At 67.7% G+C, this 23669-nt stretch carries 25 protein-coding genes; 7 read left to right on the forward strand and 18 right to left on the reverse strand.

Annotated features, from left to right (window positions below; genetic code table 11):
• Positions 1-13: 13 nt before the first annotated feature.
• The 3 genes from CDN99_RS08770 to CDN99_RS08780 all read right to left on the reverse strand — a co-directional run bounded on the left by CDN99_RS08770 (position 14) and on the right by CDN99_RS08780 (position 3099).
• Complete coding sequence (locus tag CDN99_RS08770; protein WP_088384488.1) at positions 14-2149, reverse strand: chemotaxis protein CheA; 2136 nt, start codon at positions 2147-2149, stop codon at positions 14-16.
• A 19-nt stretch (positions 2150-2168) separates the two neighbouring features.
• Positions 2169-2531, reverse strand: coding sequence for a response regulator (locus CDN99_RS08775; RefSeq protein ID WP_067068294.1), 363 nt, complete (start codon positions 2529-2531; stop codon positions 2169-2171).
• 112 nt (positions 2532-2643) lie between these two features.
• On the reverse strand, positions 2644-3099 hold the full coding sequence (locus CDN99_RS08780) for a hypothetical protein (protein WP_088384489.1): 456 nt from the start codon (positions 3097-3099) through the stop codon (positions 2644-2646).
• Between the two features lie 271 nt (positions 3100-3370).
• Between CDN99_RS08780 and CDN99_RS08785 the strand changes: the two genes are divergently transcribed.
• From CDN99_RS08785 to CDN99_RS08810, 6 genes are all read left to right on the forward strand, one after another.
• Positions 3371-4564: a hybrid sensor histidine kinase/response regulator gene (locus CDN99_RS08785; protein ID WP_088384490.1), complete on the forward strand. Its 1194-nt coding sequence runs from the start codon at positions 3371-3373 to the stop codon at positions 4562-4564.
• Positions 4561-5208 (forward strand): response regulator, encoded by a 648-nt coding sequence (locus CDN99_RS08790; protein WP_088384491.1) that lies wholly within the window; start codon positions 4561-4563, stop codon positions 5206-5208. The genes CDN99_RS08785 and CDN99_RS08790 overlap by 4 nt, the downstream gene beginning before the upstream one ends.
• Before the next feature lie 173 nt (positions 5209-5381).
• Positions 5382-6602, forward strand: a complete 1221-nt coding sequence (locus CDN99_RS08795; protein ID WP_202820243.1) for an efflux RND transporter periplasmic adaptor subunit — start codon at positions 5382-5384, stop codon at positions 6600-6602.
• A 197-nt stretch (positions 6603-6799) separates the two neighbouring features.
• Positions 6800-7501: an ABC transporter ATP-binding protein gene (locus CDN99_RS08800; RefSeq protein WP_238139431.1), complete on the forward strand. Its 702-nt coding sequence runs from the start codon at positions 6800-6802 to the stop codon at positions 7499-7501.
• Positions 7502-7528: 27 nt separating this feature from the next.
• Positions 7529-8698: an ABC transporter permease gene (locus CDN99_RS08805; protein ID WP_088384493.1), complete on the forward strand. Its 1170-nt coding sequence runs from the start codon at positions 7529-7531 to the stop codon at positions 8696-8698.
• Positions 8699-8700: 2 nt separating this feature from the next.
• On the forward strand, positions 8701-10017 hold the full coding sequence (locus tag CDN99_RS08810; RefSeq protein ID WP_088384494.1) for an ABC transporter permease: 1317 nt from the start codon (positions 8701-8703) through the stop codon (positions 10015-10017).
• 55 nt (positions 10018-10072) lie between these two features.
• On the opposite strand, the gene CDN99_RS08815 is transcribed toward CDN99_RS08810, so the two are convergent.
• The 15 genes from CDN99_RS08815 to fliF form a co-directional block, all read right to left on the reverse strand.
• Entirely contained in the window at positions 10073-10441 is a 369-nt protein-coding gene (locus CDN99_RS08815; RefSeq protein ID WP_088384495.1) for a HEPN domain-containing protein, read from the reverse strand.
• 12 nt (positions 10442-10453) lie between these two features.
• Complete coding sequence (locus CDN99_RS08820) at positions 10454-10933, reverse strand: hypothetical protein (RefSeq protein WP_088384496.1); 480 nt, start codon at positions 10931-10933, stop codon at positions 10454-10456.
• Between the two features lie 161 nt (positions 10934-11094).
• Positions 11095-11859, reverse strand: coding sequence for a flagellar biosynthetic protein FliR (gene fliR / locus CDN99_RS08825; protein ID WP_088384497.1), 765 nt, complete (start codon positions 11857-11859; stop codon positions 11095-11097).
• Positions 11860-11883: 24 nt separating this feature from the next.
• A complete protein-coding gene (gene fliQ, locus CDN99_RS08830; protein ID WP_088384498.1) occupies positions 11884-12153 on the reverse strand; it encodes a flagellar biosynthesis protein FliQ in 270 nt (89 codons plus the stop codon).
• 18 nt (positions 12154-12171) lie between these two features.
• Entirely contained in the window at positions 12172-12921 is a 750-nt protein-coding gene (gene fliP, locus CDN99_RS08835) for a flagellar type III secretion system pore protein FliP (RefSeq protein WP_088384499.1), read from the reverse strand.
• Between the two features lie 327 nt (positions 12922-13248).
• The gene (locus CDN99_RS08840) at positions 13249-13614 is read right to left on the reverse strand and encodes a FliO/MopB family protein (RefSeq protein ID WP_088384500.1); all 366 of its coding nucleotides are present in this window, start codon (positions 13612-13614) and stop codon (positions 13249-13251) included.
• 178 nt (positions 13615-13792) lie between these two features.
• Positions 13793-14242 (reverse strand): flagellar motor switch protein FliN, encoded by a 450-nt coding sequence (fliN, locus tag CDN99_RS08845; RefSeq protein WP_088384501.1) that lies wholly within the window; start codon positions 14240-14242, stop codon positions 13793-13795.
• Positions 14235-15236, reverse strand: coding sequence for a flagellar motor switch protein FliM (fliM, locus tag CDN99_RS08850; RefSeq protein WP_088384502.1), 1002 nt, complete (start codon positions 15234-15236; stop codon positions 14235-14237). The genes fliN and fliM overlap by 8 nt, the downstream gene beginning before the upstream one ends.
• A 25-nt stretch (positions 15237-15261) precedes the next feature.
• Entirely contained in the window at positions 15262-15843 is a 582-nt protein-coding gene (locus CDN99_RS08855) for a flagellar basal body-associated FliL family protein (protein WP_088384503.1), read from the reverse strand.
• 311 nt (positions 15844-16154) lie between these two features.
• Complete coding sequence (locus CDN99_RS08860) at positions 16155-17567, reverse strand: flagellar hook-length control protein FliK (protein ID WP_088384504.1); 1413 nt, start codon at positions 17565-17567, stop codon at positions 16155-16157.
• A gap of 35 nt (positions 17568-17602) precedes the next feature.
• Positions 17603-18073: a flagellar export protein FliJ gene (gene fliJ, locus CDN99_RS08865; RefSeq protein ID WP_088384505.1), complete on the reverse strand. Its 471-nt coding sequence runs from the start codon at positions 18071-18073 to the stop codon at positions 17603-17605.
• A gap of 34 nt (positions 18074-18107) precedes the next feature.
• On the reverse strand, positions 18108-19532 hold the full coding sequence (gene fliI / locus CDN99_RS08870; protein ID WP_088384506.1) for a flagellar protein export ATPase FliI: 1425 nt from the start codon (positions 19530-19532) through the stop codon (positions 18108-18110).
• On the reverse strand, positions 19529-20356 hold the full coding sequence (locus CDN99_RS08875; RefSeq protein ID WP_088384507.1) for a FliH/SctL family protein: 828 nt from the start codon (positions 20354-20356) through the stop codon (positions 19529-19531). Before CDN99_RS08875 ends, fliI begins: the two co-directional genes overlap by 4 nt.
• A 39-nt stretch (positions 20357-20395) precedes the next feature.
• Complete coding sequence (fliG, locus tag CDN99_RS08880) at positions 20396-21391, reverse strand: flagellar motor switch protein FliG (RefSeq protein WP_088384508.1); 996 nt, start codon at positions 21389-21391, stop codon at positions 20396-20398.
• Between the two features lie 54 nt (positions 21392-21445).
• Positions 21446-23170: a flagellar basal-body MS-ring/collar protein FliF gene (fliF, locus tag CDN99_RS08885; protein WP_088384509.1), complete on the reverse strand. Its 1725-nt coding sequence runs from the start codon at positions 23168-23170 to the stop codon at positions 21446-21448.
• A 166-nt stretch (positions 23171-23336) separates the two neighbouring features.
• On the opposite strand from fliF, the gene fliE reads away from it, so the two are divergent.
• The gene (gene fliE / locus CDN99_RS08890; RefSeq protein ID WP_238139432.1) at positions 23337-23657 is read left to right on the forward strand and encodes a flagellar hook-basal body complex protein FliE; all 321 of its coding nucleotides are present in this window, start codon (positions 23337-23339) and stop codon (positions 23655-23657) included.
• Positions 23658-23669 lie beyond the last annotated feature (12 nt).

The raw sequence follows: 23669 nt of genomic DNA on the forward strand, positions 1-23669 counted from the left end.
GGGCACCGGCCCGTCAATGGCGCGAGCGCCGCACCAGGCTGCCCACGTCCAGGATCAATGCGACGCGGCCATCGCCCATGATGGTGGCGCCCGAGACGTCCTGCACCTTGCGGTAGTTCGCCTCCAGGTTCTTCACCACCACCTGCTGCTGGCCCAGCAATTCGTCGACCAGCATCGCGACGCGTCCGCCCTCGGCTTCCACGACCACCATGATGGAGCTGACGTGCTCGAAATCGAAACGCGGAACATTGAAGACCTGCTCCAATTCCACGACCGGCATGTATTCGTCGCGCACCTCGACCACGCGGCCCGAGCCGCCGACGGTCTTGATGGTGTCGGACTGCACCTGGAACGACTCGACCACCGACGACAGCGGCAGGATGTAGACCTCCTCGCCGACACCGACGCTCATGCCGTCCATGATGGCCAGCGTCAGCGGCAGCCGCACCGAGACCTTCATGCCGTAGCCTTCGGCGGAGTCGATCTCCACCGTGCCGCCCAGCGAGGTGATGTTCTTCTTGACCACGTCCATGCCGACACCGCGGCCGGACACGTCCGTCACCTGGTCGGCGGTCGAGAAGCCCGGCGCGAAGATCAGGCCCCAGACTTCCTGGTCGCTCATCGTGTCCGGCGCGTCGATGCCTTTCTCGCGCGCCTTTTTGATCAGCTTCTCGCGATTCAGGCCGCGGCCGTCGTCGCGGACCTCGATGACGATGGAGCCGCCCTGATGCGACGCCACCAGCGTGATCGTGCCCTGCTCGGGCTTGCCCTTGGCGGCGCGGTCGGCGGGCGACTCGATGCCGTGGTCGCAGCTGTTGCGCACCAGGTGGGTCAGCGGGTCGGTGATCTTCTCGACCAGGCCCTTGTCCAGCTCGGTGGCTTCGCCCTGCGTGACCAGCTCGACCTTCTTGCCCAGCTTGGCGGCCAGGTCGCGCAGCATGCGCGGGAAGCGGTTGAACACGACCGACATCGGAATCATGCGGATCGACATGACCGATTCCTGCAGGTCGCGCGTGTTGCGCTCCAGGTCGGCCAGGCCGGACGCCAGCTGCTGATACAGGCCGGGGTCCACGTTGCGGCTGTTCTGCGCCAGCATCGCCTGCGTGATGACGAGCTCGCCGACCAGGTTGATCAGTTGGTCGACCTTCTCGACGGAGACGCGCAGCGTGGACTGGTCCATGTTGGCGCCGCCGGCGCGCGGGGCGGCCTCGGCCTTGACGGGCACCGCGGCGGGCTTGGCCGGCACCGGCACGCTGGCCTTGGCGGCTTCGGCGGCCTTGGCCTCGGCGGCGGTCGCGGCGGGCACGCCCGGCGCGTCGTCGAAGAAGCCGTAGCCAGGGTCCTCGTCCTTCTTGGTTTCCACCGGCGCGCCGGGCGCGCCTTCATGGAAGCCGTAGCCCTCGCCCAGCGGCAGGATCTTGACCTGCTCGCGCGAGACGTGGAAGGTGAACAGGTCCAGCAGGTCGTTGTCGGTGCTGCTGGTCAGGACCTTGAAACGGCGCATGCCGTCGGCCGGGATGCCGCCGTCCAGCGGCTCGATCGTGCCGAGGTCGGTGATCTCCTTGAACAGGTCGACCAGGTTGTCGGCCTGCGACGGGTTGTCCAGCGGGCCGACCAGCAGCTCCAGCTGGCGCACCGTCGACTTCAGCGGCGCGGCCGCCGGCGCGGCGGCGGGGGCCGGAGCGGGGCTCGGCGCGGGCGCCGCGGCGCGGACGCCGTCCAGCGGGCGGCCCTCCACCAGCGTGCGGATGCTGCTCAGCAGGTCGCCCGTGTCGACCGCGTCGGCGCCGGAGCCCTGGTGTCGCGCGAGCTGCGCGCGCAGCGCGTCGCCCGACTGCAGCAGCACGTCCACCATCGGCGACGTCGGCGCCAGTTCGTGGCGGCGCAGCTTGTCCAGCAGCGTCTCCATCTGGTGGGTCAGCTCGGCCACGTCGTTGAAGCCGAACGTCGCCGCGCCCCCCTTGATGGAGTGGGCACAGCGGAAGATGGCATTCATCTGCTCGTCGTCCGGGTTCTCGATGTCCAGGTTCAGCAGCAGCTGTTCCATGTTGTCGAGGTTTTCCCCGGCTTCCTCGAAGAAGACCTGGTAGAACTGGCTCAGGTCAATGCCGGCGCCCAGATTCGCGCCCTCGGAAGTCATATCACCCATCGATCTCTCCCGCGCGGACTCAGCGAATCACCTTGCCGATCACTTCGATCAGCTTGGCGGGGTCGAACGGCTTCACCAGCCATCCGGTCGCACCGGCGGCCCGACCCGCCTGCTTCATCTGATCGCTGGACTCGGTGGTCAGGATCAGGATCGGCGTGGTCTTGAATTTGGGGTTGTCACGCAGCTTTTTGGTCAGGCTGATGCCATCCATGCGGGGCATGTTCTGGTCGGTCAGCACCAGGTCGAAATCGCGCTGGGACGACTTCTCCCAGGCGTCCTGCCCGTCCACCGCCTCCACGACGTTGAAACCCGCATTCTTGAGGGTGAACGAGACCATCTGGCGCATGGAGGCCGAATCGTCTACGGCGAGGATCGAGGGCATTTTTGGTTCTCCGGATGACAAGCGATTTTCGGGTGGACCTGAGGATTCTTGAGGACCTTGTGGACGTCCTAATGACGACGCCCGGTGTTTTCGTGATGTAAGCGTCAGTTCATCAGAACAACTCGATCGAACCGGCGTCCATCTCGTCCTGCGTGACGGGGTTCGGGCGCAGCGGGGCGGTCTCGACGACAGCCATGCCGTCCTCATCGTCGCCGAAAGTGTCGCGCGCCAGTTGATCGGAGCAGTTGCGCAGGCGCTGGCTGGTGTGCGCGATCAACTGCGTGGACATGTCCTGGAACTGCAGCGCGGTGATCGCCCCCGCCAGGTGCAGCATCAACTGCTGCAGCGCATCCTGGTCCCTGGCCTCGGGCAGCCGCGCGCGCATCTGCTCCACCAGGCCCGACGCGCCGAAGAAATGCGTCGACAGCGCCTCGCACGCATCGTCGAGCAGGCGCTGCAACCGCTCGAGATCGTTGTTGACCGTCATGAGATGGTCCTGCATCTCGGCCGCGGCCAGCAGCGGCATCAGCCCACCCTCTGGCTCGACCGATGTCTCATCGATTTGCATCTTGGCTCCACATTGGCTGTCCTGGTGCGTTTTCATGTCTGCCCAACACAGACATGCGCCCGGACTTCACGGCTGACAAGAATCTTCGGCTTTTGGATCGCATCTGTCGACGGGACAAACTGGTCAAAGTGGGCCCAATAACGTAGATCGACCTATGAGCACAATTCTCGATAAGGGTAAACCCAACACTCTACGGTTTCCGCCGTAGATAAGAGAGGGTAGAGACCAGCATAGATGAGGGATGCGCGACAAACTTGGCATACTCGCGGCCATGCCGACTTCCCCCCTTGCCGAGCGCTGCCTGCGTTTGCTTCATATCGAAGATTCCGACCTGGATCACCAGTTGATCCTGGCCCAGTTGCAGCGCGCGGGATTGCGCTTCGAGGTGACCCGCATGGACACCTTGCCCGATATCGAGGCGGCGCTGGAGAGGCCCTGGGACGCGGTCATTTCGGATTACAACCTGCCCGGTTTTTCCGGCCTGGTCGTGCTGGACATGATCAAGCAGCGGCAACGGGTGCTGCCTTTCGTCCTGGTATCGGGCGAGATCGGCGAGGACACCGCCGTCGCCGCGATGCGGACCGGCGCCTCGGATTACCTGCTCAAGAACAACCTGGCGCGGCTGGCGCCGGCGCTGCTGCACGCGATCGAGTCCTGCGAGGCGCAGCGCGCCCGCCAGGAGGCGGATCGCGAGCTGCTCAAGTCCAAGCAGCAACTGCATGAGCTGGCCGGTCATCTGCAGACCAGCGTCGAGATGGAACGCGCCGCGATCGCGCGCGAAATCCACGACGACGTCGGCGGATCGCTGACGGCGCTGAAGTTCGACCTGGCCTGGATCGCCCGCCACAGCGGCGACGCGGACGTGCAGCAGCGCGTGCAGTCGGCGCTGGAGACCGTCACCAGCGCCATCGAGTCCAGCCAGCGGATCATGCACAACCTGCGTCCGGCGATCCTGGAACAAGGATTGCTGGCAGCGGTGCAATGGCTGGCCGCGCGCTTCGAGCGCCGCACCGGCATCACCACGGTGGTGCGGCATATCGGCGAGCAGTTCCAGCTGCCGGCCGGCGTCCCGCTGGTGGCCTACCGCTGCGCGCAGGAAGCGTTGACCAATGTGTCCAAGCATGCCGATGCGACCAAGGTCGAGGTGGAGTTGAGCATGGAAGGCGGCGTCCTGACGCTGGAGATCAAGGACAACGGTCACGGCGTGGCGCCGGGCGACCTGAGCAAGGCGCGCAGCTTCGGCATCCGCGGCCTGCGCGAACGCGCGGCGACCGTGGGCGGCTGGGTGGACCTGAGCTCCGGGGCGCAGGGCACGGCGCTGATCCTGTCGGTGCCACTGCGCGGCATGTTCGGGACCTTCGATTTCGACGAGGACGAGGATGACGGCGGCGCCGCGCGCGCCGTCGAAAAGGGCGGCATGCCTGCCGGCGCCGCCCACGATCCGTCTTCCTGGGGCGACCTATGATCAAAGTCATTCTGTGCGATGACCACGCGCTGATCCGCCGCGGGATCCGCGACACGCTGTCCGATGCGCCCGACATCGAGGTCGTCGGCGAGGCGGGCGATTACGGCGAGCTGCGCAGCCTGATGCGCAGCCTGGCCGCCGACAAGCAGTGCGACGTGCTGGTGCTGGACATCAACATGCCGGGCCGCAGCGGCCTGGATGTGCTGCACGTGCTCAAGGACGAAGGCACGACCACACGGGTGCTGATCGTCTCGATGTACCCCGAGGACCAGTACGCGATCCGCGCGCTGCGCGCCGGCGCCTTCGGCTACGTCAACAAGGGCGGCGACCCGCAGTTGCTGGTGCAGGCGGTGCGCACGGTGGCGCAGGGCCGCAAGTACGTGACGCCCGAGATCGCCCAGATGCTGGTCGAGAGCCTGACCGCGCCGGCCCCCGAGCAGGCGCACCAGAAGCTGTCCGACCGCGAGCTGCAGACGCTGGTGATGATCGCCTCCGGCAAGCGGCTGTCCGACATCGCCGAGGAACTGATGCTCAGCCCCAAGACCGTCAGCGTGTACCGCGCGCGGGTGCTGGAGAAGCTGGCGCTGTCCAACAACTCGGAACTGACCGTTTACGCGATCCGCAACGGCCTGGTGGCGAGCTGACCCCGGGCCGCCGTCCGTCGGCGCCGCCGGGCATTCACGACCGCCCGGCACCATTCGTCGCACGCCGGGCTTGACGAGGCCGGCGCGCCGAGCAGAATGCGCCCCGAACCGACCACGGCCCCGCGAGGGGTCACGACACACGTTTCGAGGGGGCCGTCATCGATACCGCACTGTTGAAAGAACTGCGCATCCAGGGCACGGAGCGCGACGACCATGGCGGTGGACCGCCGAAGTGGCTGTGGATCCTGCTGGTGGTGCTGGTCGTGCTGGCGCTGCTGGCCGGCGGCGGTTGGTGGTGGTGGCGGCAATCGCAGGTGCCCGACGTCGAGACGGCCGTGGCGCAGCCCCGCAGCGGCCCGGCCGGCGCCGCGGTGCTGCAGGCCACCGGCTACGTGACGGCGCGCCGTGCCGCCACGGTCTCGACGCAGATCACCGGCACGCTGACCGCCGTGCTCTTCGAGGAGGGGGACAGCGTCGCGAAGGGGCAGGTGCTGGCCCGGCTCGAGGACAACGCGCTGCGCGCCGGCCTGGACATGGCCCGCGCCAATCTCAAGAGCGCGCAGGCCAACATCGAGGCGACGCGCGCCCAACTGGCCCAGAGCCAGTCCGACCTGAAGCGCCAGGACGAACTGGCCGCCAGCGGCATGTCCACCCGGCAGGCGGCCGAGCAAGCGCGTACCGCCGTCAACAGCTACACCGCGCAACTGGAGGCCCGCCGGCGCGACGCCGATGCGGCCGCGGCCCAGGCGGCGCAGGCGCAGGTCAACTTCGACTACAGCGTGGTGAAGGCGCCGTTCGCGGGCGTCATCACGGCCAAGGCGGCGCAGGTGGGCGAGATCGTCTCGCCGCTGTCCGCCGGGGGTGGTTTCACGCGGACCGGCGTCGGCACCATCGTCGACATGGATTCGCTGGAGGTCGACGTCGACGTCAATGAGGCGTACATCGGCCAGGTCAAGGCCGACATGCCGGCGCAGGCGGTGCTGGACGCGTATCCCGACTGGCGCATCCCGGCGCACGTGATCGCGGTGGTGCCCTCGGCCGACCGCGGCAAGGCCACCGTCAAGGTGCGCGTGGCGCTGGAGCAGAAGGACCAGCGCGTGGTGCCCGACATGGGCGTGCGCGTGTCCTTCCTGGCCGCGAAGCAGGATGCGCAGGCGGCGCCGCCGCCGGGCGTGCTGGTGCCCAAGTCGGCCGTGGCGACGCGGGACGGCGCCGAGGTGGTGTTCGTCGTCGTCGGCCAGAACGCCGCGGCGCGCAAGGTCAAGCTGGGCACGCCGCTGGGCGAGCAGGCCGTGGTGCTGGACGGCCTCAAGGCCGGCGACCCGATCGTCGTGAATCCGCCCGAGGCGCTGCGCGATGGCGGTGAGATCCGGCTCGCCCCGTCGGGGCGCTGAGGCCTCCGGGCCGCCGAGGCGAGGGCTTCGGTGCGAAGGTTTCCAAGATCAGGTTTCGAAGCGCAGGTTTCGAAGATCCGGCCCGTGATGGCGCCGGCGCGATGTTGAAGATGAGATGTCTGTCGATATGAGCGTCGCTCATTCGTCGTTCCCGCATGGAGGGCGACGAGGTGGGTCGGCGCCTCCATGAACCGTTGATGCGAGGAGTCACCGTGAGCAAGTTGATCGAGATCCGTGACCTGTCCAAGGTCTACACGCGCGGCAAGCAGAAGGTGGAGGTGCTGCACCACATCGACCTGGACGTGCCGCAGGGCGAGTTCCTGGCGCTGATGGGGCCGTCGGGCTCCGGCAAGACGACGCTGCTGAACCTGATCGGCGGGCTGGACCAGCCCACCGGCGGCAGCATCGCCATCGGCGGCGAGCGCATCGACCAGCTCGGCGCCGGCGCGCTGGCGAAGTGGCGCGCGGCCAAGGTCGGCTTCGTGTTCCAGTTCTACAACCTGATGCCGATGCTCTCGGCGCAGCGCAACGTGGAGCTGCCGCTGCTGTTGACCAAGCTGTCCGCCGCGGAGCGCCGCAAGCGCGCGGCGATCGCGCTGCAACTGGTGGGGCTGTCCGACCGCGCCACCCACAAGCCGACCGAGCTGTCCGGCGGGCAGCAGCAGCGGGTGTCGATCGCGCGGGCGATCGTGTCCGACCCGACGCTGCTGGTCTGCGACGAGCCCACCGGCGACCTGGACCGGCAGTCCGCCGAGGACGTGCTGGCGCTGCTGCAGGCGCTGAACCGCGATCACGGCAAGACCATCGTGATGGTGACCCACGACCCGAAGGCGGCCGAGCGCGCCGGCCAGATCCTGCATCTGGACAAGGGCTCGCTGGTCGAGCAAGTCCCGGCCTGAGGCCAGCGACGTCACGAGGCGCATGCCATGAAATACCTTCACCTCATCTGGGCGGCGCTGTTCCGGCGCAAGCTGCGGACCGTGCTGACGCTGGTGTCCATCATCACCGCGTTCCTGCTGTTCGGGCTGCTGGACGCGGTCCGGACCTCCTTCGACCAGGCCGGCCAGAGCGCCAACGGCGCGACGCGGCTGCAGACGGGCTCGCGCCTGTCGTTCATCCAGACGCTGCCGATGGCGCTCACGCAGCGGCTGGAAGCGGTCGACGGCGTCAAGGCCGTGACCTACGCCAACTGGTTCGGCGGGGCCTACCAGGACCCGCACAACCAGGTCTTCAGCTTCGCGGTCGCGCCCAACTACCTGGACCTGTATCCCGAGATGCAGGTCAGCGCCGAGGCCCGCAAGGCGTTCTCGACCACGCGCATCGGCGCGCTGGTCGGCGAGGGCCTGGCCAAGCGCTTCAACTGGAAGGTCGGGGACAAGATCCCGCTGCAGTCGACGATCTTTCCGGACCGCAGCGGCAGCAAGAACTGGCAGTTCGAGATCGTCGGCCTGATCCACGCGGCGGACAAGAAGTCCGGCGGCTGGTACGACCAGATGTTCCTGCTCAACTGGAAGTACTTCGACGACACCACGCCCTACAACCAGGGCGCCGTCGGCTGGTACGTGACGCGGGTCGCGGACGCCAATCAGACGGACCGGGTGGCCAAGGCCATCGACGGGTTGTCGGCCAACTCGGACCATGAGACGCGCACGCAGACCGAGCAGGCCGCGATGGCCTCGTGGATGAAGCAGGTCGCCAACATCGGGCTGATCGTCAGCTCCATCATGGGCGCCGTGTTCTTCACGCTGCTGCTGCTGTCGGGCAACACCATGATGCAGGCGGTGCGGGAACGCACCAGCGAGATCGCGGTGCTGAAGACGATCGGCTTCTCGGGTCGCAGCGTACTGGCGATGGTGCTGGCGGAGTCCGTGCTCCTGCTGGTGATCGGCGGCGTGATCGGGCTGGCGCTGGCCAGCGTGATCGGGCCCGCCGTCGGCGCGGCCAGCGGCGGTACCTTGAACCTGCCGGCGGCCGGGCTGAACAGCTGGGCGATGGGCGTGGGCTTGATGGTGCTGTTCGGCGTTGTCGTCGGCGCGTTGCCGGCCTTGAACGCGATGCGGTTGAACATCACCGATGCGCTGGCGGGGAGGGCCTGACCATGAAATTCCTGAAACGACTCGGACTGTGCGTCTTCCTGGTGGCGGTGCTGATCGCCTGGGTGTTCCTGCCCTGGTACGGCGCGGTCGGCGTGGGCGCGCTGCTGGCGCTGTGGATGCTGCTGACGCGGCGCGGCGGGCAGGCGCGCTCGGTGACCAGCGTGGGCGTGAGCACGCTGCCGCAGCGGCTGGGCTCGTCGGCGGTGATCGTCGTGGGCATCGCCGGCGTGGTCGGCGTGCTGGTGGCCTTGCTGGCGATGGCGGAGGGTTACTCCGAGACGCTGCGCAAGTCCGGCAGCGAGGACACGGCGATCGTGCTGCGCGGCGCGTCCGCGGCCGAGGTGGCGTCAGTGATGAGCCGCGACGACATCACGCAGATCGGGCAGGCGCCCGGCGTGGCCAAATCGGCGAAGGGCGAGCCGCTCCTGTCGGCGGAGACCGTCGTCGCCGCCAACCTGCCGGTCAAGGACACGAAGACCGACGAGGAAGGCAGCGTGCAGGTGCGCGGTGTCGGCGACGAGGCCTTCGCGGTGCGGCCTCGGGTCAAGATCATCGCGGGTCGCAAGTTCCAGCCGGGGCTCAAGGAGCTGATCGTCGGCCAGGGCGCGGCGCGGCAGTTCGAGGGCCTGGAACCTGGCAAGCAGATCCGGCTGGGCAGCCAGATGTGGACGGTGGCCGGCATCTTCGCGTCGGGAGACTCGATGGAATCGGAGTTGTGGGCCGATGCACCGGTCGTGGCCGAAACCTACCGGCGCGGCGCGAGCCGCAACTCGGTGACGGTGAAGCTGACCGACGCCAACGCGTTCAAGGCATTCAAGGCCGGGCTGGAGGCCAATCCGCAGCTGAAGGTCGATGCGACGACGACGCTGGCGTTCTTCGCCAAGCAGTCCGAGCAGATGACGAAGATCCTGCGCATCATCGGCATCGTGGTTGGCACGATCATGGCGATCGGCGCGATCTTCGGCGCGCTGAACACCATGTTCGCCGCCGTCGCCACCCGGGCCCGCGAGATCGCCACGCTGCGCGCGATCGGCTTCCCGGGGCTGCCGGTGGTGGTGGCGGTGATGCTGGAGACGATGCTGATGGCGGCGCTGGGCGGCATCATCGGCGGCGCGATCGCCTACCTGCTGTTCAACGGCCACGCGGCGTCGACGATGGCGGCGGGCTCGGTGGGCAAGCTCAGCTTCGAGCTGCGTGTGTCGGGTCAGTTGCTGTGGGAAGGGCTCAAATGGGCCCTGGCCATCGGATTCATCGGCGGACTCTTCCCGGCGGTGAGGGCGGCGAGCGTGCCGGTGACGACGGCATTGCGCGAGCTGTGATGAATCGCTGGCCGGTGCTGGGAAGCATCGGCTGGCGTGGAAGACGGCTGCTGGCTCAAGTCACCACGCAGAGCCGTGGCCCCTGCGGTGTCTTGATCAATTGCTGTCCCAGGGTTGCGATGGCAACCGTGTTGATGGCCATGTCTCTTTCGAACGTCAACTCGAGTCGGTAGTCCGCGGCATTGCGCATTCGGCGGAGTCGACGTAGCAAGTCGGCAATCCTGGTGTTGCCACGCTCTTGAAAGTAGGCCTGTGTGTGGCGATGTACGTCGCTCTTCTTCGATGTGATGCCAGCGATCGCTCGGGCCGTGAGGAAGAGGCCGTAGTAGGACCGCGAGACGGCAGTCCGCCAGTGTGCTTCGCCTTCCTGAAGGCTTAGATATCCTGCCAGGACCAGGAAGGTTTCGGGGTTGAACTTGGACATCGCGAGTCCTCCTCAAGTGCGCGCCAGTCCAGGAAATGGACGTTGTTGGTGGGTCACCCACACGTGATGCCGCAGGGCTTCAAACTCGGGCTTGTCGCGTTCAAGGTCCCAGAAGCGATCCATCTCTTTCGACCCCAGTTGGCCATCCACGCGGCATTCATAGATGGTGAGGCAGAGCTGGTAGACCGCAGTCTCCGGATTGAAATCCACTTGGGCAGTAATCGTTCGGCCCTCCGCGCACTTTTCAGCGAGCGCGAGGTAGTCGCCCAAGTCTGGCTCGTGCAGGCTGGGGTGCTTCTTCAGGAACCACCGAAGGATCCCCGCGAACTCGCGGCTGTGCCGCGGAGCTTCAAGATTGAAGGGCCACTCGCCGGGGCTGCATGCATGGTCGCCAAGTGGCCAGTCGGACCAGTCGTGCTGGTCCACCCAGCAACCGGGCGGTACCTTGCTGTTCATCATGGTGCGCGGCTCGGGCATGGATATGTGGAACATGTGTCTTCCTTGCTTGATTGGATGCACTCCGCATCCGTCGTCTGACAAGGCGTCCATTCTCGAAACGCGCTCTCCTGCTGTCATGACTTGGACAGGTGAAAAACGGGGGGAAGCAATGCAAGAAATGTGGCACCCGGAGGTGGGTACCCAGACGGGCGTTATCAGTTGAACGCCGCCAACAACCGCTCCAGCGCCACCATGAACGGCTGATGCATCAATGGCAGCGTCGCCACCAGGCCGACCAGCCCGATGCTGACGGTCAGCGGGAAGCCGACCGAGAACACATTCAACTGCGGCGCCACGCGCGAGATGATGCCCAGCACGAGGTTCACGAACAGCAGCATCGTGATCAGGGGCAGCGCGATCCACAGGCCCATGCGGAAGACTTCCGCGCCCCAGACCTGCGGCTGCGCGACGCGCAGGAAGCGGAACGGCTCCTCGCCGACGGGGAAGGCCTGGAAGCTCTCGACCAGCGAGTTGATGAGCATCAGATGCCCGTTGATCGCGACGAACAGGAACGCCACCATCGTGCCCAGGAAACGCGATGTCGACGTCCCTTGCGCGCCCGACGACGGGTCGAAGAAGCCGGCGAAATTCAAGCCCATCTGCAGGCCGATCAACTCGCCGGCGAACTCCAGCGACGCGAAGACCAGCCGCACCGCGAAGCCCATGGCCAGGCCGATCAGCACCTGCTGCGCGATCACGGTCAGGATCTGGGGCAAGGAATCCAGCGGGATCACCGGCATGGCCGGCAGCGAAGGCTGCGCCGCGACGGCGATGAACAGCGCCAGTCCGATCCTCACGCGCGCCGGCACGTTGCGCTGGCTGAAGACCGGCATGCCGGCGAACAGCGCCAGCGTCCGCACGAATGGCCACAGGATCGGATTGATCCAGGCCAGCAGCTGGGCTTCGCTGAAGGTGAGCATCGGTCGGGCGAGCGGCCAGTCCCGTCAGCCCAGCGCTTGCGGAATGCTCTGCAGCGTCCGCTGGATGTATTCGACCAGCGTCGTGATCATCCACGGGCCGGCGATCGCCAGTACGAGCACCGCGGCCACGATCTTGGGCACGAACGACAGCGTCGATTCGTTGATCTGCGTCGCGGCCTGGAAGACCGACACCAGCACGCCGACGGCCAGCACCGTCAGCAGCAGCGGGGCGGCCACCAGCAGCAGGACGTACAGCCCCTGCTGCCCGATGGTGAAGACCTGTTGCGCGTCCATGCGAATGTCCTTTCCGCGCTACTGCGCGAACGAGGCCGCCAGCGACCCCAGCAGCAGATTCCACCCGTCCGCCAGGACGAACAGCATCAGCTTGAACGGCAGCGATACCAGCACCGGCGACAGCATCATCATGCCCAGGCTCATCAGCACGCTGGACACGATCATGTCGATGACCAGGAAGGGGATGAAGATCAGGAAGGCGATCTGGAACGCCGACTTGAGCTCGCTTGTCACGAACGCCGGGACCAGCACGCGGAAGGGCACCTTGTCCGGGGTGACGTTCGGCTCCAGCTTCGCAAGCCGGGCGAACAGCGCGACATCCGACTGGCGGGTCTGCTTCAGCATGAACGCGCGCATCGGCACCTCGGCCCGCTGCAACGCCGCCTCGAAACCGATCTGGCCGCTCTGGTACGGCTGCCAGGCCTCGGTGTAGACACGGTCCAGCGTGGGGCTCATCACAAAGAAGGTCAGGAACAGCGACAGGCCCACGATCACCTGGTTCGGCGGGGCCGCCTGCGTGCCCAGCGCTTGGCGCAGCAGCGACAGCACGATCACGATGCGGGTGAAGCCCGTCATCATCAGCAGCACGGCGGGCAGGAAACCCAGCGCGGTGAAGAACAGCAGCGTCTGGATCGGGACCGAGTAGCTGTTGCCGCCGGCGCCTTGGCCGATGATCAATGGGACGCTGGCGGGGTTGCCGCCGCCTTGTTGGGCGTAGGCTGCGGCGCCGAGTCCGGCGAGGGCCAGCCCTGCCAATATGAGAGCCACGCTGCGCGTGTGCGACCTCCGGCGCGTGATCAGGCCAACCGGGGCCCCTTTCCCTTCATGCCGGGGCCGGGAGGCCCCGGCCTTCGCTAGGCACAAACAGTCCTCAGGACTGTTTGTGTCCGAGCTCAGTCCCTCCTCTTCAACTGCCTGCCCGGCAGTTGAATTCACCTTCCTTGACTTACGGGAAAGGGGCCCCGGTCGTCCTGATCCGAGAGGCTGAGGCCATCGACGATCAGACGGAGCGGTTGTCGTCTCTTGCAGATGCGAAGACGACGAGGAGGTCGGGGAGGTTTGGGATTGGATCGACTCGTTCATGGTCGTTCCGGGTCAGACCGTGGGTCCGTTGTCAGGGCCATTGGCATGCCTGCCACCAAGGCTGCGCCGAAGTACTGCGGCGAACGACGGCTGCGCCGCCTGCAATGCCGCGGCGGCGTCCGTCTGCGGCGGCATCGTGTGGAGCGTGCGGATCTGCTGTCCGGTGATGCCCAGCACCAGCCATTGCCGGTCCTCGCCCTGACCGACCTCGACGATCACGATCCGCTGACTGGGCGCGATCACCAGTTGCGCGACGGTGCGCAGTTGACCGCCTAGGGCCGCGCCACCCAGCGGCGTGCGCTTGAGCAGCCACAACACGACCGGAATCAAGGCCAGGATGGCCAGGAACCAGAGCAGGGGAACGAGGCTTGAGGTCATGGCGCGCGATTATGGACGCCCCGAGGCCGCATGGCCCCGTAGAGTCCGGCGAAAGGCTTCAGGACGCGAGCGGACGGTGGGCTGGCTAGGCGCGGCACGGAGCCGGACTGCCTGTCCGGCGAGTACCGCAACGACGCCAGCGCGCCGTGCGCGAAGTCGGCCTGAAGTCTTTCGGGGGTCAGGCTTTGCTGAGGCGGCGCATCCGTTCGGAGGGGGTCACGATGTCGGTCAGACGGATACCGAACTTGTCGTTCACGACCACGACCTCGCCTTGCGCGATCAGGTAGCCGTTGACCAGCACGTCCATCGGCTCGCCGGCCAGGGCGTCGAGCTCCACCACCGAGCCCTGCGCCAGTTGCAGGATGTTCTTGATCGGGATGCGGGTGCGGCCGAGTTCAACCGTCAACTGGACCGGGATGTCCAGGATCATGTTGATGTCGCTGCCCGGCAGGTTGCCCGGCGTCGGCGAGAAATTCGTGAACGACGCCGGCGCGACCTGCTCCGCCACGTCCTGCACCTCGGTGGCGACATCGCCACCGCCAGAGGAGGGCGCGGCCTCGGCCAGCGCCGCCGCCCATTCGGCGGCCATTGCGTCCTGTTCGTCCATCGGGTTCGAGGTGTCAGCCATTGCGGGCTCCCAGCCAGCCGGCATCCGGGCCGGTCAGCATCTTTTCAATCTTGATCGAGTACTTGCCGTTCGACGTGCCGTAATGGCAGTCGAACACCGGCACGCCGTCCACCTTGGCCTGGACGATCTGCTCCAGGTCCAGCTCGATGAAGTCGCCCGGCTTGAAGGCCAGCAGTTGTTCCACCGTCGCGGGCGCCTTGGCCAGCTCCGCCACCAGCTCGACCTCGGCCGACTGGATCTGGTGCTTGAGCAGGTTGACCCAGCGGCGGTCGGGTTCGTTCGAGTCGCCCTGCGTGGTGCTGTACAGCACGTCGCGGATCGGCTCCAGCGTCGAGTAGGGGATGCAGAAGTACACCGTGCCGCTGGTCTCGCCGATCTCCAACGTGAACGAGGTCGAGACCACGATCTCGCTGGGCGTGGCGATGTTGGCGAACTGCGGCTGCATCTCCGACCGCTGGTACTCCAGCTCGAGCGGATAGATGCCCTTCCACGCCTTGTGGTACTCCTGCGTGATGACCTCGACCAGGCGCAGGATCACGCGCTGCTCGGTGGCCGAGAAATCCCGGCCCTCGATGCGCGTGTGGAACTTGCCGATGCCGCCGAACAGCGAGTCGATCACCGCGAACACCAGCGTCGGGTCGCAGACGATCAACCCGTTGCCGCGCAGCGGCTTCACCGACACGATGTTGAAGTTGGTCGGCACCACGATCTCGCGCAGGAAGGCGCTGTACTTCTGCACCTTGATGCCGCCGATGGCGACTTCCGGGCTCTTGCGGATGAAGTTGAACAGCCCGATGCGGATGTTGCGCGCGAAGCGCTCGTTGATGATCTCCATCGTGGGCATGCGCCCACGCACGATCCGCTCCTGGCTGGCCAGGTTGTACTCGCGGATGCCGCCGCTCTGAACCTCTTCGGCCTCGAGCTTCTGGCTTTCGCCGGTGATGCCCTGGAGCAGGGCATCGACTTCGTCTTGCGACAGGATTTGCTGATTCATCGCCTGGTCCCTTCGGGATGCCCGCTCACTGCACGATGAAGGTGGAGAACAGCACCTGCGTCACCGGGCTCTCGACCGCGCGCTTTTTCTTCTTCTTTTTCTTGGGCGCGGCGTCCTCGTCCTCATCCTCGTCGTCGAGCTCGATGCCCATCGGGCGCACCGACTCGCGGCGGATTTCCTTGGCGAGCTTTTCCTTGCCCTCGACCGTCAGCAGTTCCGCCGAGGTCTTGTGCGACAGCACGATCAGCACGTTGTTGCGGATCGCCGGCATGTAGGCCTTGAGCTGGTCGGCGAAGTGCGCGTCGGCCACCTCCAGCGTGATGCCGATCTGGGCGAAGCGGTCGACTTCCTTGTCGGCCAGGTTCACGGTGAACGGGTCCAGCGGGACGAAGGTCGGCGGCGTGCCGGGCTTGGCGTGGGCGGCCGCGGCGGGCTTCTCGTCGGCCGCCGCGCCGTCCTCGTCGTCCGCGTGCGACTTCTTCTTCATCATCAGCAAGGCGCCCACGCCGGCCAGCACCACCACCAGGACGATGACGATGATGATGATCAGCTTCTTCTTGCCGCCGCCCTTGACGGCGGCGTCGTTGCCAGCGGCAGCTGTGGCCATGGGCGCTCCTAAATCAATGCTGTCGTTGCTTGAGACGAGGCGGACCCGCAGGTCCGACGTTGGCTCCCATTGTGAAGCGCCCCCCGCGTGATCAACCCGCGAAAAGGCGGCGGAATCCGGTCAGACTCGGCGCCGGGCAACCGGCACCGACCTCCCATCGCCAAAAGGCGACGCGCGATCCCGAACTGCGATGCCCGATCCCCAGCGGCGAGGCTCGATCGCCCAATGGCGACGGCCTCCGGAATCGGGAGGCCACGCGCCCGACACGCAAGAGGTCGCGATGCCGCGGGCAGAAATGCCCGATGACGGCGTCAGGCGTACAGGTCGACCAGCCCGCGCGGCGCGGTGCGCCGTTCGGCCCGGCCGGAGGCCGCGATGGCGCCGTCGTCGCCCTGGCCGCGACCGCCGCGGCGGTTGCCGTTCGACGAGCCATCCGACGATCCGTCGCCCCGATTCTGGCCGCCGGAGGACTGTTGTTGGGCGAACACCCCGCCGCCGCTCAGGGTCAGGCCCTGGGCTTGCAGGGCCGCCGCGAGATCGGGCAGGCTGCGCTCCAGCACTTCCCGGGTGGCGGCTTGCTGGGCATGGAAGTTGACCTGCGCCTGCTGACCGTCCAACTGGATGTTGATCGCCACCGGGCCCATGTCGGCCGGGTTGAGCTGCAGTTGCGCCTCGTGGATGCCGTCCTTGATCAGCAGGCTGACGCTGGCGGACAGCTCCGGCGCGAAGTCGGGGCTGTCCAGCGGCTGGCTGAGCGGCACGGCCGGCGCTTCGGCGGCGGCGGTCGCGTCGGCGCCGTTCGTGCCGGCGGTCGATCCGGCCTGCTGCGCCGCGGCGAGCAGCGATTCGAAGCTGGCCTGCGGGCCGTGCGCGGCGCTGGCACCGTCGCCCAGGGCGATCTCGTGCGCGCCGCCCTGCAGGGCCTGCAGCGCGTCCGGCTTGTCGGACTTGCCACCGTCATCGACACCGGCCGCCTTGGTCAGGTCGCGTTGCAGCTCCTGGCGCTCGCGCAGGACGTCGCCGGCATCGCGGCGTTTGCCGTGGGCCTGCCCCTGTCCGGCCAGCGTGTCGCCGGCGGGCTGGTCGCCCTCGGGCGAGCCCTCGCCACGCGGCAAGGGTTTCGCCTCCGCGGGCGTTTCGCCGCGAAGCATCGCCAGGATCTGGTCGGCGGTGGTCGCGCCGGCCTCCTTGGCGTCCTTCGGATCCTTCGTGGTCTTCGCGTCCTTGCCGTCGACATCGCGGGCCTGGACCGTGTCCGAGCCGTCCGCGGCGCCCCGCGCCTGCGTGGCGTCGGTCGTGTCCACGGCATCGCCGGAGTCGGCGGCGCCGGCCCGCTTGGAGGCGTCGACGTTGGCCGGATGGCCCGGCGCCTTCGTGCCTTCGGACTTGTTGGCGCTGTTGCGGGCCGCGACGTTGCGCGCGGCCAGCTTGGATTCGTCCTTGGCCGCGCTGCTCGCGTTCGCCTGCGCCGGCTTCTGAGCCTGCGGGGCGGGCGCGGGAGCAGGCGCCGAGTCCTTCATGTGCGCCTGCGCCTGGGCCTGCATCTGCGCGTCGGTGGACTGGGTCTGCAGCTTCTGGCTGCTCTGGTTCAGCCACTGGGAGAAGTCGGACGTGCCGTCCTTGCGCGCCGCATTGGCGGCATTGGCGGCGGCGCTCGCGCTCGCGGACGCGCCGGCGCCGTTCAGGCCGCCGAACAGGGGATTCTGGTTCTGGATCTGGTTCATGGCCGGAGAGGTCGTGCCAAGGGACCGGTGCGCCGTCAGGCGACCAGGCGGGACATCGGGTTCGCGCCGCGGGAGGCGGCACGGGCCGCCTGTTCGTCCGTGACGCGTTGCTCCTGGCGCATCTGGCTGCGCAGCGATTCGGCGCGGCGGCGCTCGATCAGCTTGCGCACCGAGGCGACGCGCAACTCGCGCTCGCGCAGCACATCGCGGGCGGCTGTCAGGCGTTGGTCGGCGTAATCGGCGATGCCGGACTGCTGGCCGATGGCCTGGTCCAGACGCTGGCCGAAGTTCTGATAGCAGCCCAGGATGTGGACCGTTGTGCGCTGGGTGAATTCCTGCGTCCAGCGCGTCGTGTAGTCCGTGCGGTACTGCGACAGCTGGTCATGCTGGTTGCGCGCCGCGCTGGCGCGGGCCTGCGCTTCCTGCAGGAATTGCAAGGCTTCATCGCGCTCGGCCTCCGCGCGTTCGAGGAGAACAGTCAGGGCCTGCAGGTTGGAACTACTCATGTCGATGACCTCTCTTCACGGATGTCGGCAGCTATCACGCAAAGTTGAGTGTGGCGGCCAACTGATTGAGGCAATCCGTCAAAGAAGCGGGGGAATGCATGTCTTGTTGGAGCAATCGGTCCATCTCGGCATGCAGGCGCACGGCGGTGTCCAGTTCCGGGTCGTGGCCGGGCTGGTAGGCGCCGAGCTGGATCAGGTCGCGCGCCTTGTTGTATTTCGCGAGCAACTGCCGGAAGCGGCGCGCCAGCTCCACATGGCGCTTGTCGGCCACGCTGGTCATGACGCGGGAGATGGAGCGCTCCACGTCGATCGCTGGGTAGTGCCCACTCTCCGCCAACTCCCGGCTGAGCACGATGTGGCCGTCCAGGATGCCGCGCGCGGCGTCGGCGATCGGGTCCTGCTGGTCGTCGCCTTCGGACAGCACCGTGTAGAACGCGGTGATCGAGCCTTCGCCGGCCAGGCCGTTGCCGCTGCGTTCGACGAGCTGCGGAAGCTTCGCGAAGCAGGAAGGCGGATAACCCTTCGTCGCTGGCGGTTCGCCGATGGCGAGGGCGATCTCGCGCTGGGCCATCGCGTAGCGGGTCAGCGAATCCATCAGCAACAGCACATGCTGGCCGCGGTCGCGGAAGTGCTCGGCGATGGCCGTGGCGTAGGTCGCGCCCTGCATGCGCAGCAGCGGCGGTGCATCGGCCGGCGCGGCGACGACGACGCTGCGGCGCAGGCCTTCCTCGCCGAGGATGTCCTCGATGAATTCCTTCACTTCGCGGCCACGTTCGCCGATCAGGCCGACGACGATGACATCCGCTTGCGTGTACCGGGCCATCATGCCCAGCAGCACCGACTTGCCGACGCCGGTGCCGGCGAACAGTCCCAGGCGCTGGCCACGGCCGACGGTCAGCAGCGAGTTGATCGCGCGCACGCCGGTGTCCAGCGGGCGCCGGACGGGGTCGCGATCCATCGCGTTGATGGGGCGGCGCACCATCGGCTCGTCGCGGATGTCGGCCAGCGGGCCGCGGCGGTCGATCGGGTGGCCCTGCGGGTCGACGACGCGCCCCAGCAGGCCGTCGCCCATGGGCAGGTGCAGGCCGCGGTCCTCGTCGCGGCGCCACGGGTGGCGCTCCTCGCCGAGCACCGGTCCGTGCAGCGCGGCCGGGCGGGGTAGCACCATGGCGCCGCTGGCCAGGCCCTGGATCTCGTCGGTCGGCATCAGGTAGGCGCGGTCGCCGGAAAAGCCGACCACCTCCGCCTGCACCGGCCGCTGACCGCGGCGCGGGCTGGCGGCGGAGGAGGGCATGTGGATCTCGCACACCGATCCGACCGGCACCTTCACGCCGGTGGCCTCCAGCACCAGGCCGGCCACGCGCACCAGCTTGCCCTGCGGCTCCAGCGGCGGCGCGTTGCCGGCGAAGTTCTGCAGGTCGTCGAAGTACTGGTGCCAGCGGTCGGTGCGCGCGCTCATGGTTGCGGCTCCTCGCCGTAGCGGCTGGCGATGGGCTCGGCGCGGATGTCGAGCCGGGCCGCCTCGCGGTCCTGGCCGCCGCGGCGGTCCTCCCAGACCGAGTGCTGGCCCAGCGCGCCGACGGCCGCCTGCCAGCGCGCCGGCAGGGAGGCGTCGACGCTGCAGATGTCGGCGTCGACCTTGACGCCGCCGCGGACGATGGCGGGGTCGGGAATGATTTGCGCCTCGCGGGCGCGCAGTTCCTCGCCGGCGCCATCCAGCACCAGCGGCAGATCGTCGGGATGCACGCGGACGCGGACGTGGCGGGCGTTGATCAGCAGCGCTTCGACGGCGTCGTGCGCCACTTGCGCGATCAGCTCGGGCTGCGTGGCCAGTTCGTTGCGGACGATCTGTCGGGCCAGCTCCACGGCGGTGCGGGCCAGCGCGGCGGCCATGTCCTGCTCGACCGCCTGCAGGTCGGCATCGAAGCTCGCGACCAACTGGCCCACCTGCGCGCTGATCTGCTTGGCGAAGCTTTGCTTGAAGGCGTCGAGCGCGGCCATGCCGTCGCGGTAGCCGTCCTGGTAGCCGGACTGGCGCGCGGCCTGCATCAGCTCGTCGACGGTGGGGCCGGGCGGCGGGGGCGGGGGCGGCGGCTCGACCGGCGCCGGGGCGCTCACCGGCGCGCGGCGCGGCGCGGCGCCGCCGTCCAGCGCGCCGGGATTCCAGGCGGCGAAGCCGGACAGCTCCTCGCGCGGAATGATGCGGCTGTAGGTGTTGCCGCGCGGCTGATCGCCGTCAGCGCGGGGCGGCGGGGGGACTTGGCGGGGCGGGCGGGTGGCCATCGTGCGGGGCGGGCTCTCGGGGGACGCTGCGGCGGGGGATTACAGGAACTGGTCGTCGCCGCCACCGGCGAGCACGATCTGGCCTTCGTCCACCAGGCGGCGGACCACCTTGAGGATTTCCTTCTGCTCGGCCTCGACCTCGGACAACCGCACGGGACCGCGCGATTCCAGGTCCTCGCGCAGCGTCTCGGCGGCGCGGCTGGACATGTTGCGGAAGATCTTCTCGCGCAGCTCCGGGCCGGCGCCCTTGAGCGCGACGATGAGCGATTCGGACTGCACCTCCTTGAGCACGGCCTGGATGCCGCGGTCGTCGATCTTGTCCAGATCGTCGAAGGTGAACATGTTGTCCATGATCTTCTGCGCCAGGTCGGAATCGGCCTCGCGGATGTAGTCGAGCACCGAGGACTCGACGCTGGAGCCCATCATGTTGATGATCTCGGCCGCGGTCTTGACGCCGCCGAGGTTGGACTTCTTCATGCGCTCGCCGCCGGCCAGGATCTGGCCCATGACCTCGTTCAGGTCCTTCAGCGCCAGCGGCTGGATGCCGTCCAGCGTGGCGATGCGGATCAGCACCTCGTTGCGCTGGCGCTCCGAGAAGACGCGCAGCACCGAGCTGCTCTGGTCGAAGTCCAGGTGCGACAGGATGGCCGCGACGATCTGCGGGTGTTCATTGCGCAGCAGCTCGGCCACGGAGCCCGGATCCATCCACTTCAGGCTCTCGATCGACGACACGTCGGAGCCCTGCAGGATGCGGTCCAGCAGCAGGTTGGCCTTGTCCTCGCCGAGCGCCTTGCGCAGCACGGCGCGCACGTACTCGTCGGTGTCGGAGACCAGCGTGCTTTGGGTCTCGGCGACCAGGTCGAACTTGTCGAGCACGCGCTCGACGCGCTCGCGCGGCACGACCTTCATCTTCGCGATGGTTTCACCGAGCTTCTGCACCTCCTTGGGCGCGAGATGCTTGAAGACCTCGGAGGCCTCTTCCTCGCCCAGGGACATGAGCAGGATGGCCGCGTCCTCTACGCCTTTGTCGTCCATGTTGGTGTCTCGCTGGCTTTCCTGAATGCTGGGGGCCGTCCGGTCCGGGACCGGTCAGCGTCGGCCGCCGGCCGGGGCGGTCTCGAGTTCTTCGCCATTGACCCAGGCGCGCATGATGTTGGCCACCGCGATCGGGTTCTCCTTGGCCAACTGGCGGGCACGCAAGAGCTTGTCGTTGGAGACCGGCGCCTCCAGGGCCGGCAGGCCGCCGGGGCCTGGGCCGCTCAGGGCGAGCGCCTCGTTCTCGACCACGTTGAGCTGATTCTGGGAGGCAGTGTCTTCCTTCTGCTCGGCCGGCGGCGGGAAGGCCGCCTTGAGAGCAGGGCGAACCATGCCGAACACGGCGATCAGGGCGACCAGCACCAGCGCGGCGGGCACCGTGGCGTCGCGGGCCAGATCGCGCAGCCAGGGCTGCTGCCACAGCGGCACGTCGTTCGGCGCGACCTTCTCGGTGACGAACGGGGCGCTGATGACCTTGATCGAGTCGCCACGTTCCTGCGAGAAGCCCAGCGCTTCCTTGACCAGCGAGTCCAGCTTCTGGATCTCGTCCGGGGACAGCGGCTGGCTGGTGGTCTTGCCCTTGGCGTCGGTGACCGTCTTCTGGTTGACGACGACAGCGGCGTTCAGGCGACGAACCTGGCCGATCGCATTGCGGGTGACGCGGACGGTGCGATCCAGTTCGAACTGCGTGTCGTTGTTGCGGCGCATGTTCTGCGTGCCGCCGGTCTGGCCGGCCGGCTGCAGAGGCTGGGCCTGGCCATTGATCGGGGCGTTTGCCTGCGGCGGGACCTGGTTCGTCGTGGCGCCCGGCACGCCGGTGGGGACGCCGGCGGAACCGCCGGATTGTTCTTCCGAAGTCAGGCGGCGCACCGAGCTCTGCGTGTTCGGGCCCTGGTTGGGCTTGTACTCCTCGGCGGTCGATTCCACCTGGCTGAAGTCGACGTCGGCGGTGACGGTCGAGCGCAGGTTGTCGCGTCCGACGACGGGTTCGAGCAGCTCGGCGATGCGCTTGTTCAGGTTGGCTTCGACCTGCTGCTTGTACTGCAGCTGCTGGCTGTCCAGGCCGGAGCCGTTGTTGTCGCCGTTCTGGGAGAGCAGGGCGCCGGTGCTGTCGAGCACGCTGACGGCCTTGGGGTTCAGTTCCGGCACCGAGGACGACACCAGGTGCACGATGCCGGCGATCTGGGCGCGGTCCAGGGTGCGGCCGCCGCGCAGCGTCAGCATGACGGAGGCGCTGGGCTTTTGCTGCTCGCGGAAGAAGCCGTTCTGCTGGGGCATCGCCAGGTGGACGCGGGCGTCGGCGACGTCGGCCATGGCGGTGATGGTGCGGGTGAGTTCGCCTTCCAGCGCGCGCTGGAAGTTCAGGCGTTCGTTGAACTGGGTCTGGCCGATGGACTGCTTGTCCATCAGCTCGAAGCCGACGATGCCGCCCTTGGGCAGGCCGGCCGAGGCCAGCTTCATGCGCAGGTCGTAGACCTGGCTGGCGGGGACCATGATGGTGCCGCCCGGGTCGTTGCGATAGGGGACGTTCATCTGCGCGAGTTGCGCGATGACGGCGCCGCCGTCCTTGTCGGACAGGCCGGAGAACAACGGGCGGAAGTCCGGCCGGCTGGTCATCAGGGCCATCGCCACGATCACCGCCAGCAACGCGGCCACGCCGGCGCCCAGCATCAGCTTGCTCTTGGCGGGCATGGCGGCCAGACGGGCGGGCAGGCTCGTCGGCGTGGCCTGCTTCACCTCGGGGAGTCCGGCGGCGGGGCTGCTCAGGGCGTTGTCCATGGGGCGGTGGTCGGGTTACGGCGGGGATCGGACGAAGCGCCAAGGCGGACGCTTCGGCACAGACCAAATTATTCGGATCGGCGCCCTCAAGAATGCCCAGAACAGGCCGAAGAAGCCCCCCCAGTTCCGATCACCGTGCCGCGGCCCGGTCAGTAGGATGCGTTCCGTGGACCTGAAACTCAAACCCTTCGACTTCGCCAGCGCGGTGGCCCGTGCCGGTCTGACCCCCCAGGGTCAGCCGGTCAAGCCCGCCGCGACCGGCGGCACGAACTTCGCGGATGCGATGAGTTCGGCGTTGAAGTCCGTCAGCAACCAGCAGAACGAGGCCTCGCGCCTGCAGCGGGAAGTTCAGCTGGACAACCCGACGGTCAGCCTGGAAGAAACCATGGTCGCCATGCAGAAGGCGCAGATCGGGTTCCAGGCGACGCTGCAGGTGCGTAATCGGCTGGTGTCGGCGTATTCGGAGATCATGAACATGCAGGTGTAAGCGCGGGTGGCG

The organism is Roseateles aquatilis (assembly GCF_002205645.1).
Lineage (GTDB): Bacteria > Pseudomonadota > Gammaproteobacteria > Burkholderiales > Burkholderiaceae_C > Roseateles > Roseateles aquatilis.

Excerpts from the sequence above, each read along its gene's own strand:
- fliN (WP_088384501.1), bottom strand. The coding sequence starts at position 14,242 with ATGGCTGACACCTCGAACCCGATGGACGAACAGGACGCAATGGCCGCC.
- fliM (WP_088384502.1), bottom strand. The coding sequence starts at position 15,236 with ATGAATCAGCAAATCCTGTCGCAAGACGAAGTCGATGCCCTGCTCCAG.
- CDN99_RS08815 (WP_088384495.1), bottom strand. The coding sequence starts at position 10,441 with ATGTCCAAGTTCAACCCCGAAACCTTCCTGGTCCTGGCAGGATATCTA.
- CDN99_RS08875 (WP_088384507.1), bottom strand. The coding sequence starts at position 20,356 with ATGGCCACCCGCCCGCCCCGCCAAGTCCCCCCGCCGCCCCGCGCTGAC.
- CDN99_RS08800 (WP_238139431.1), top strand. The coding sequence starts at position 6,800 with ATGCGAGGAGTCACCGTGAGCAAGTTGATCGAGATCCGTGACCTGTCC.
- CDN99_RS08855 (WP_088384503.1), bottom strand. The coding sequence starts at position 15,843 with ATGGCCACAGCTGCCGCTGGCAACGACGCCGCCGTCAAGGGCGGCGGC.
- fliI (WP_088384506.1), bottom strand. The coding sequence starts at position 19,532 with ATGAGCGCGCGCACCGACCGCTGGCACCAGTACTTCGACGACCTGCAG.
- CDN99_RS08770 (WP_088384488.1), bottom strand. The coding sequence starts at position 2,149 with ATGGGTGATATGACTTCCGAGGGCGCGAATCTGGGCGCCGGCATTGAC.
- CDN99_RS08790 (WP_088384491.1), top strand. The coding sequence starts at position 4,561 with ATGATCAAAGTCATTCTGTGCGATGACCACGCGCTGATCCGCCGCGGG.
- CDN99_RS08775 (WP_067068294.1), bottom strand. The coding sequence starts at position 2,531 with ATGCCCTCGATCCTCGCCGTAGACGATTCGGCCTCCATGCGCCAGATG.
- CDN99_RS08785 (WP_088384490.1), top strand. The coding sequence starts at position 3,371 with ATGCCGACTTCCCCCCTTGCCGAGCGCTGCCTGCGTTTGCTTCATATC.
- fliJ (WP_088384505.1), bottom strand. The coding sequence starts at position 18,073 with ATGAGTAGTTCCAACCTGCAGGCCCTGACTGTTCTCCTCGAACGCGCG.
- fliF (WP_088384509.1), bottom strand. The coding sequence starts at position 23,170 with ATGGACAACGCCCTGAGCAGCCCCGCCGCCGGACTCCCCGAGGTGAAG.
- CDN99_RS08860 (WP_088384504.1), bottom strand. The coding sequence starts at position 17,567 with ATGAACCAGATCCAGAACCAGAATCCCCTGTTCGGCGGCCTGAACGGC.
- CDN99_RS08805 (WP_088384493.1), top strand. The coding sequence starts at position 7,529 with ATGAAATACCTTCACCTCATCTGGGCGGCGCTGTTCCGGCGCAAGCTG.
- fliR (WP_088384497.1), bottom strand. The coding sequence starts at position 11,859 with ATGCTCACCTTCAGCGAAGCCCAGCTGCTGGCCTGGATCAATCCGATC.
- CDN99_RS08820 (WP_088384496.1), bottom strand. The coding sequence starts at position 10,933 with ATGTTCCACATATCCATGCCCGAGCCGCGCACCATGATGAACAGCAAG.
- CDN99_RS08810 (WP_088384494.1), top strand. The coding sequence starts at position 8,701 with ATGAAATTCCTGAAACGACTCGGACTGTGCGTCTTCCTGGTGGCGGTG.
- fliG (WP_088384508.1), bottom strand. The coding sequence starts at position 21,391 with ATGGACGACAAAGGCGTAGAGGACGCGGCCATCCTGCTCATGTCCCTG.
- CDN99_RS08840 (WP_088384500.1), bottom strand. The coding sequence starts at position 13,614 with ATGACCTCAAGCCTCGTTCCCCTGCTCTGGTTCCTGGCCATCCTGGCC.
- CDN99_RS08780 (WP_088384489.1), bottom strand. The coding sequence starts at position 3,099 with ATGCAAATCGATGAGACATCGGTCGAGCCAGAGGGTGGGCTGATGCCG.
- fliQ (WP_088384498.1), bottom strand. The coding sequence starts at position 12,153 with ATGGACGCGCAACAGGTCTTCACCATCGGGCAGCAGGGGCTGTACGTC.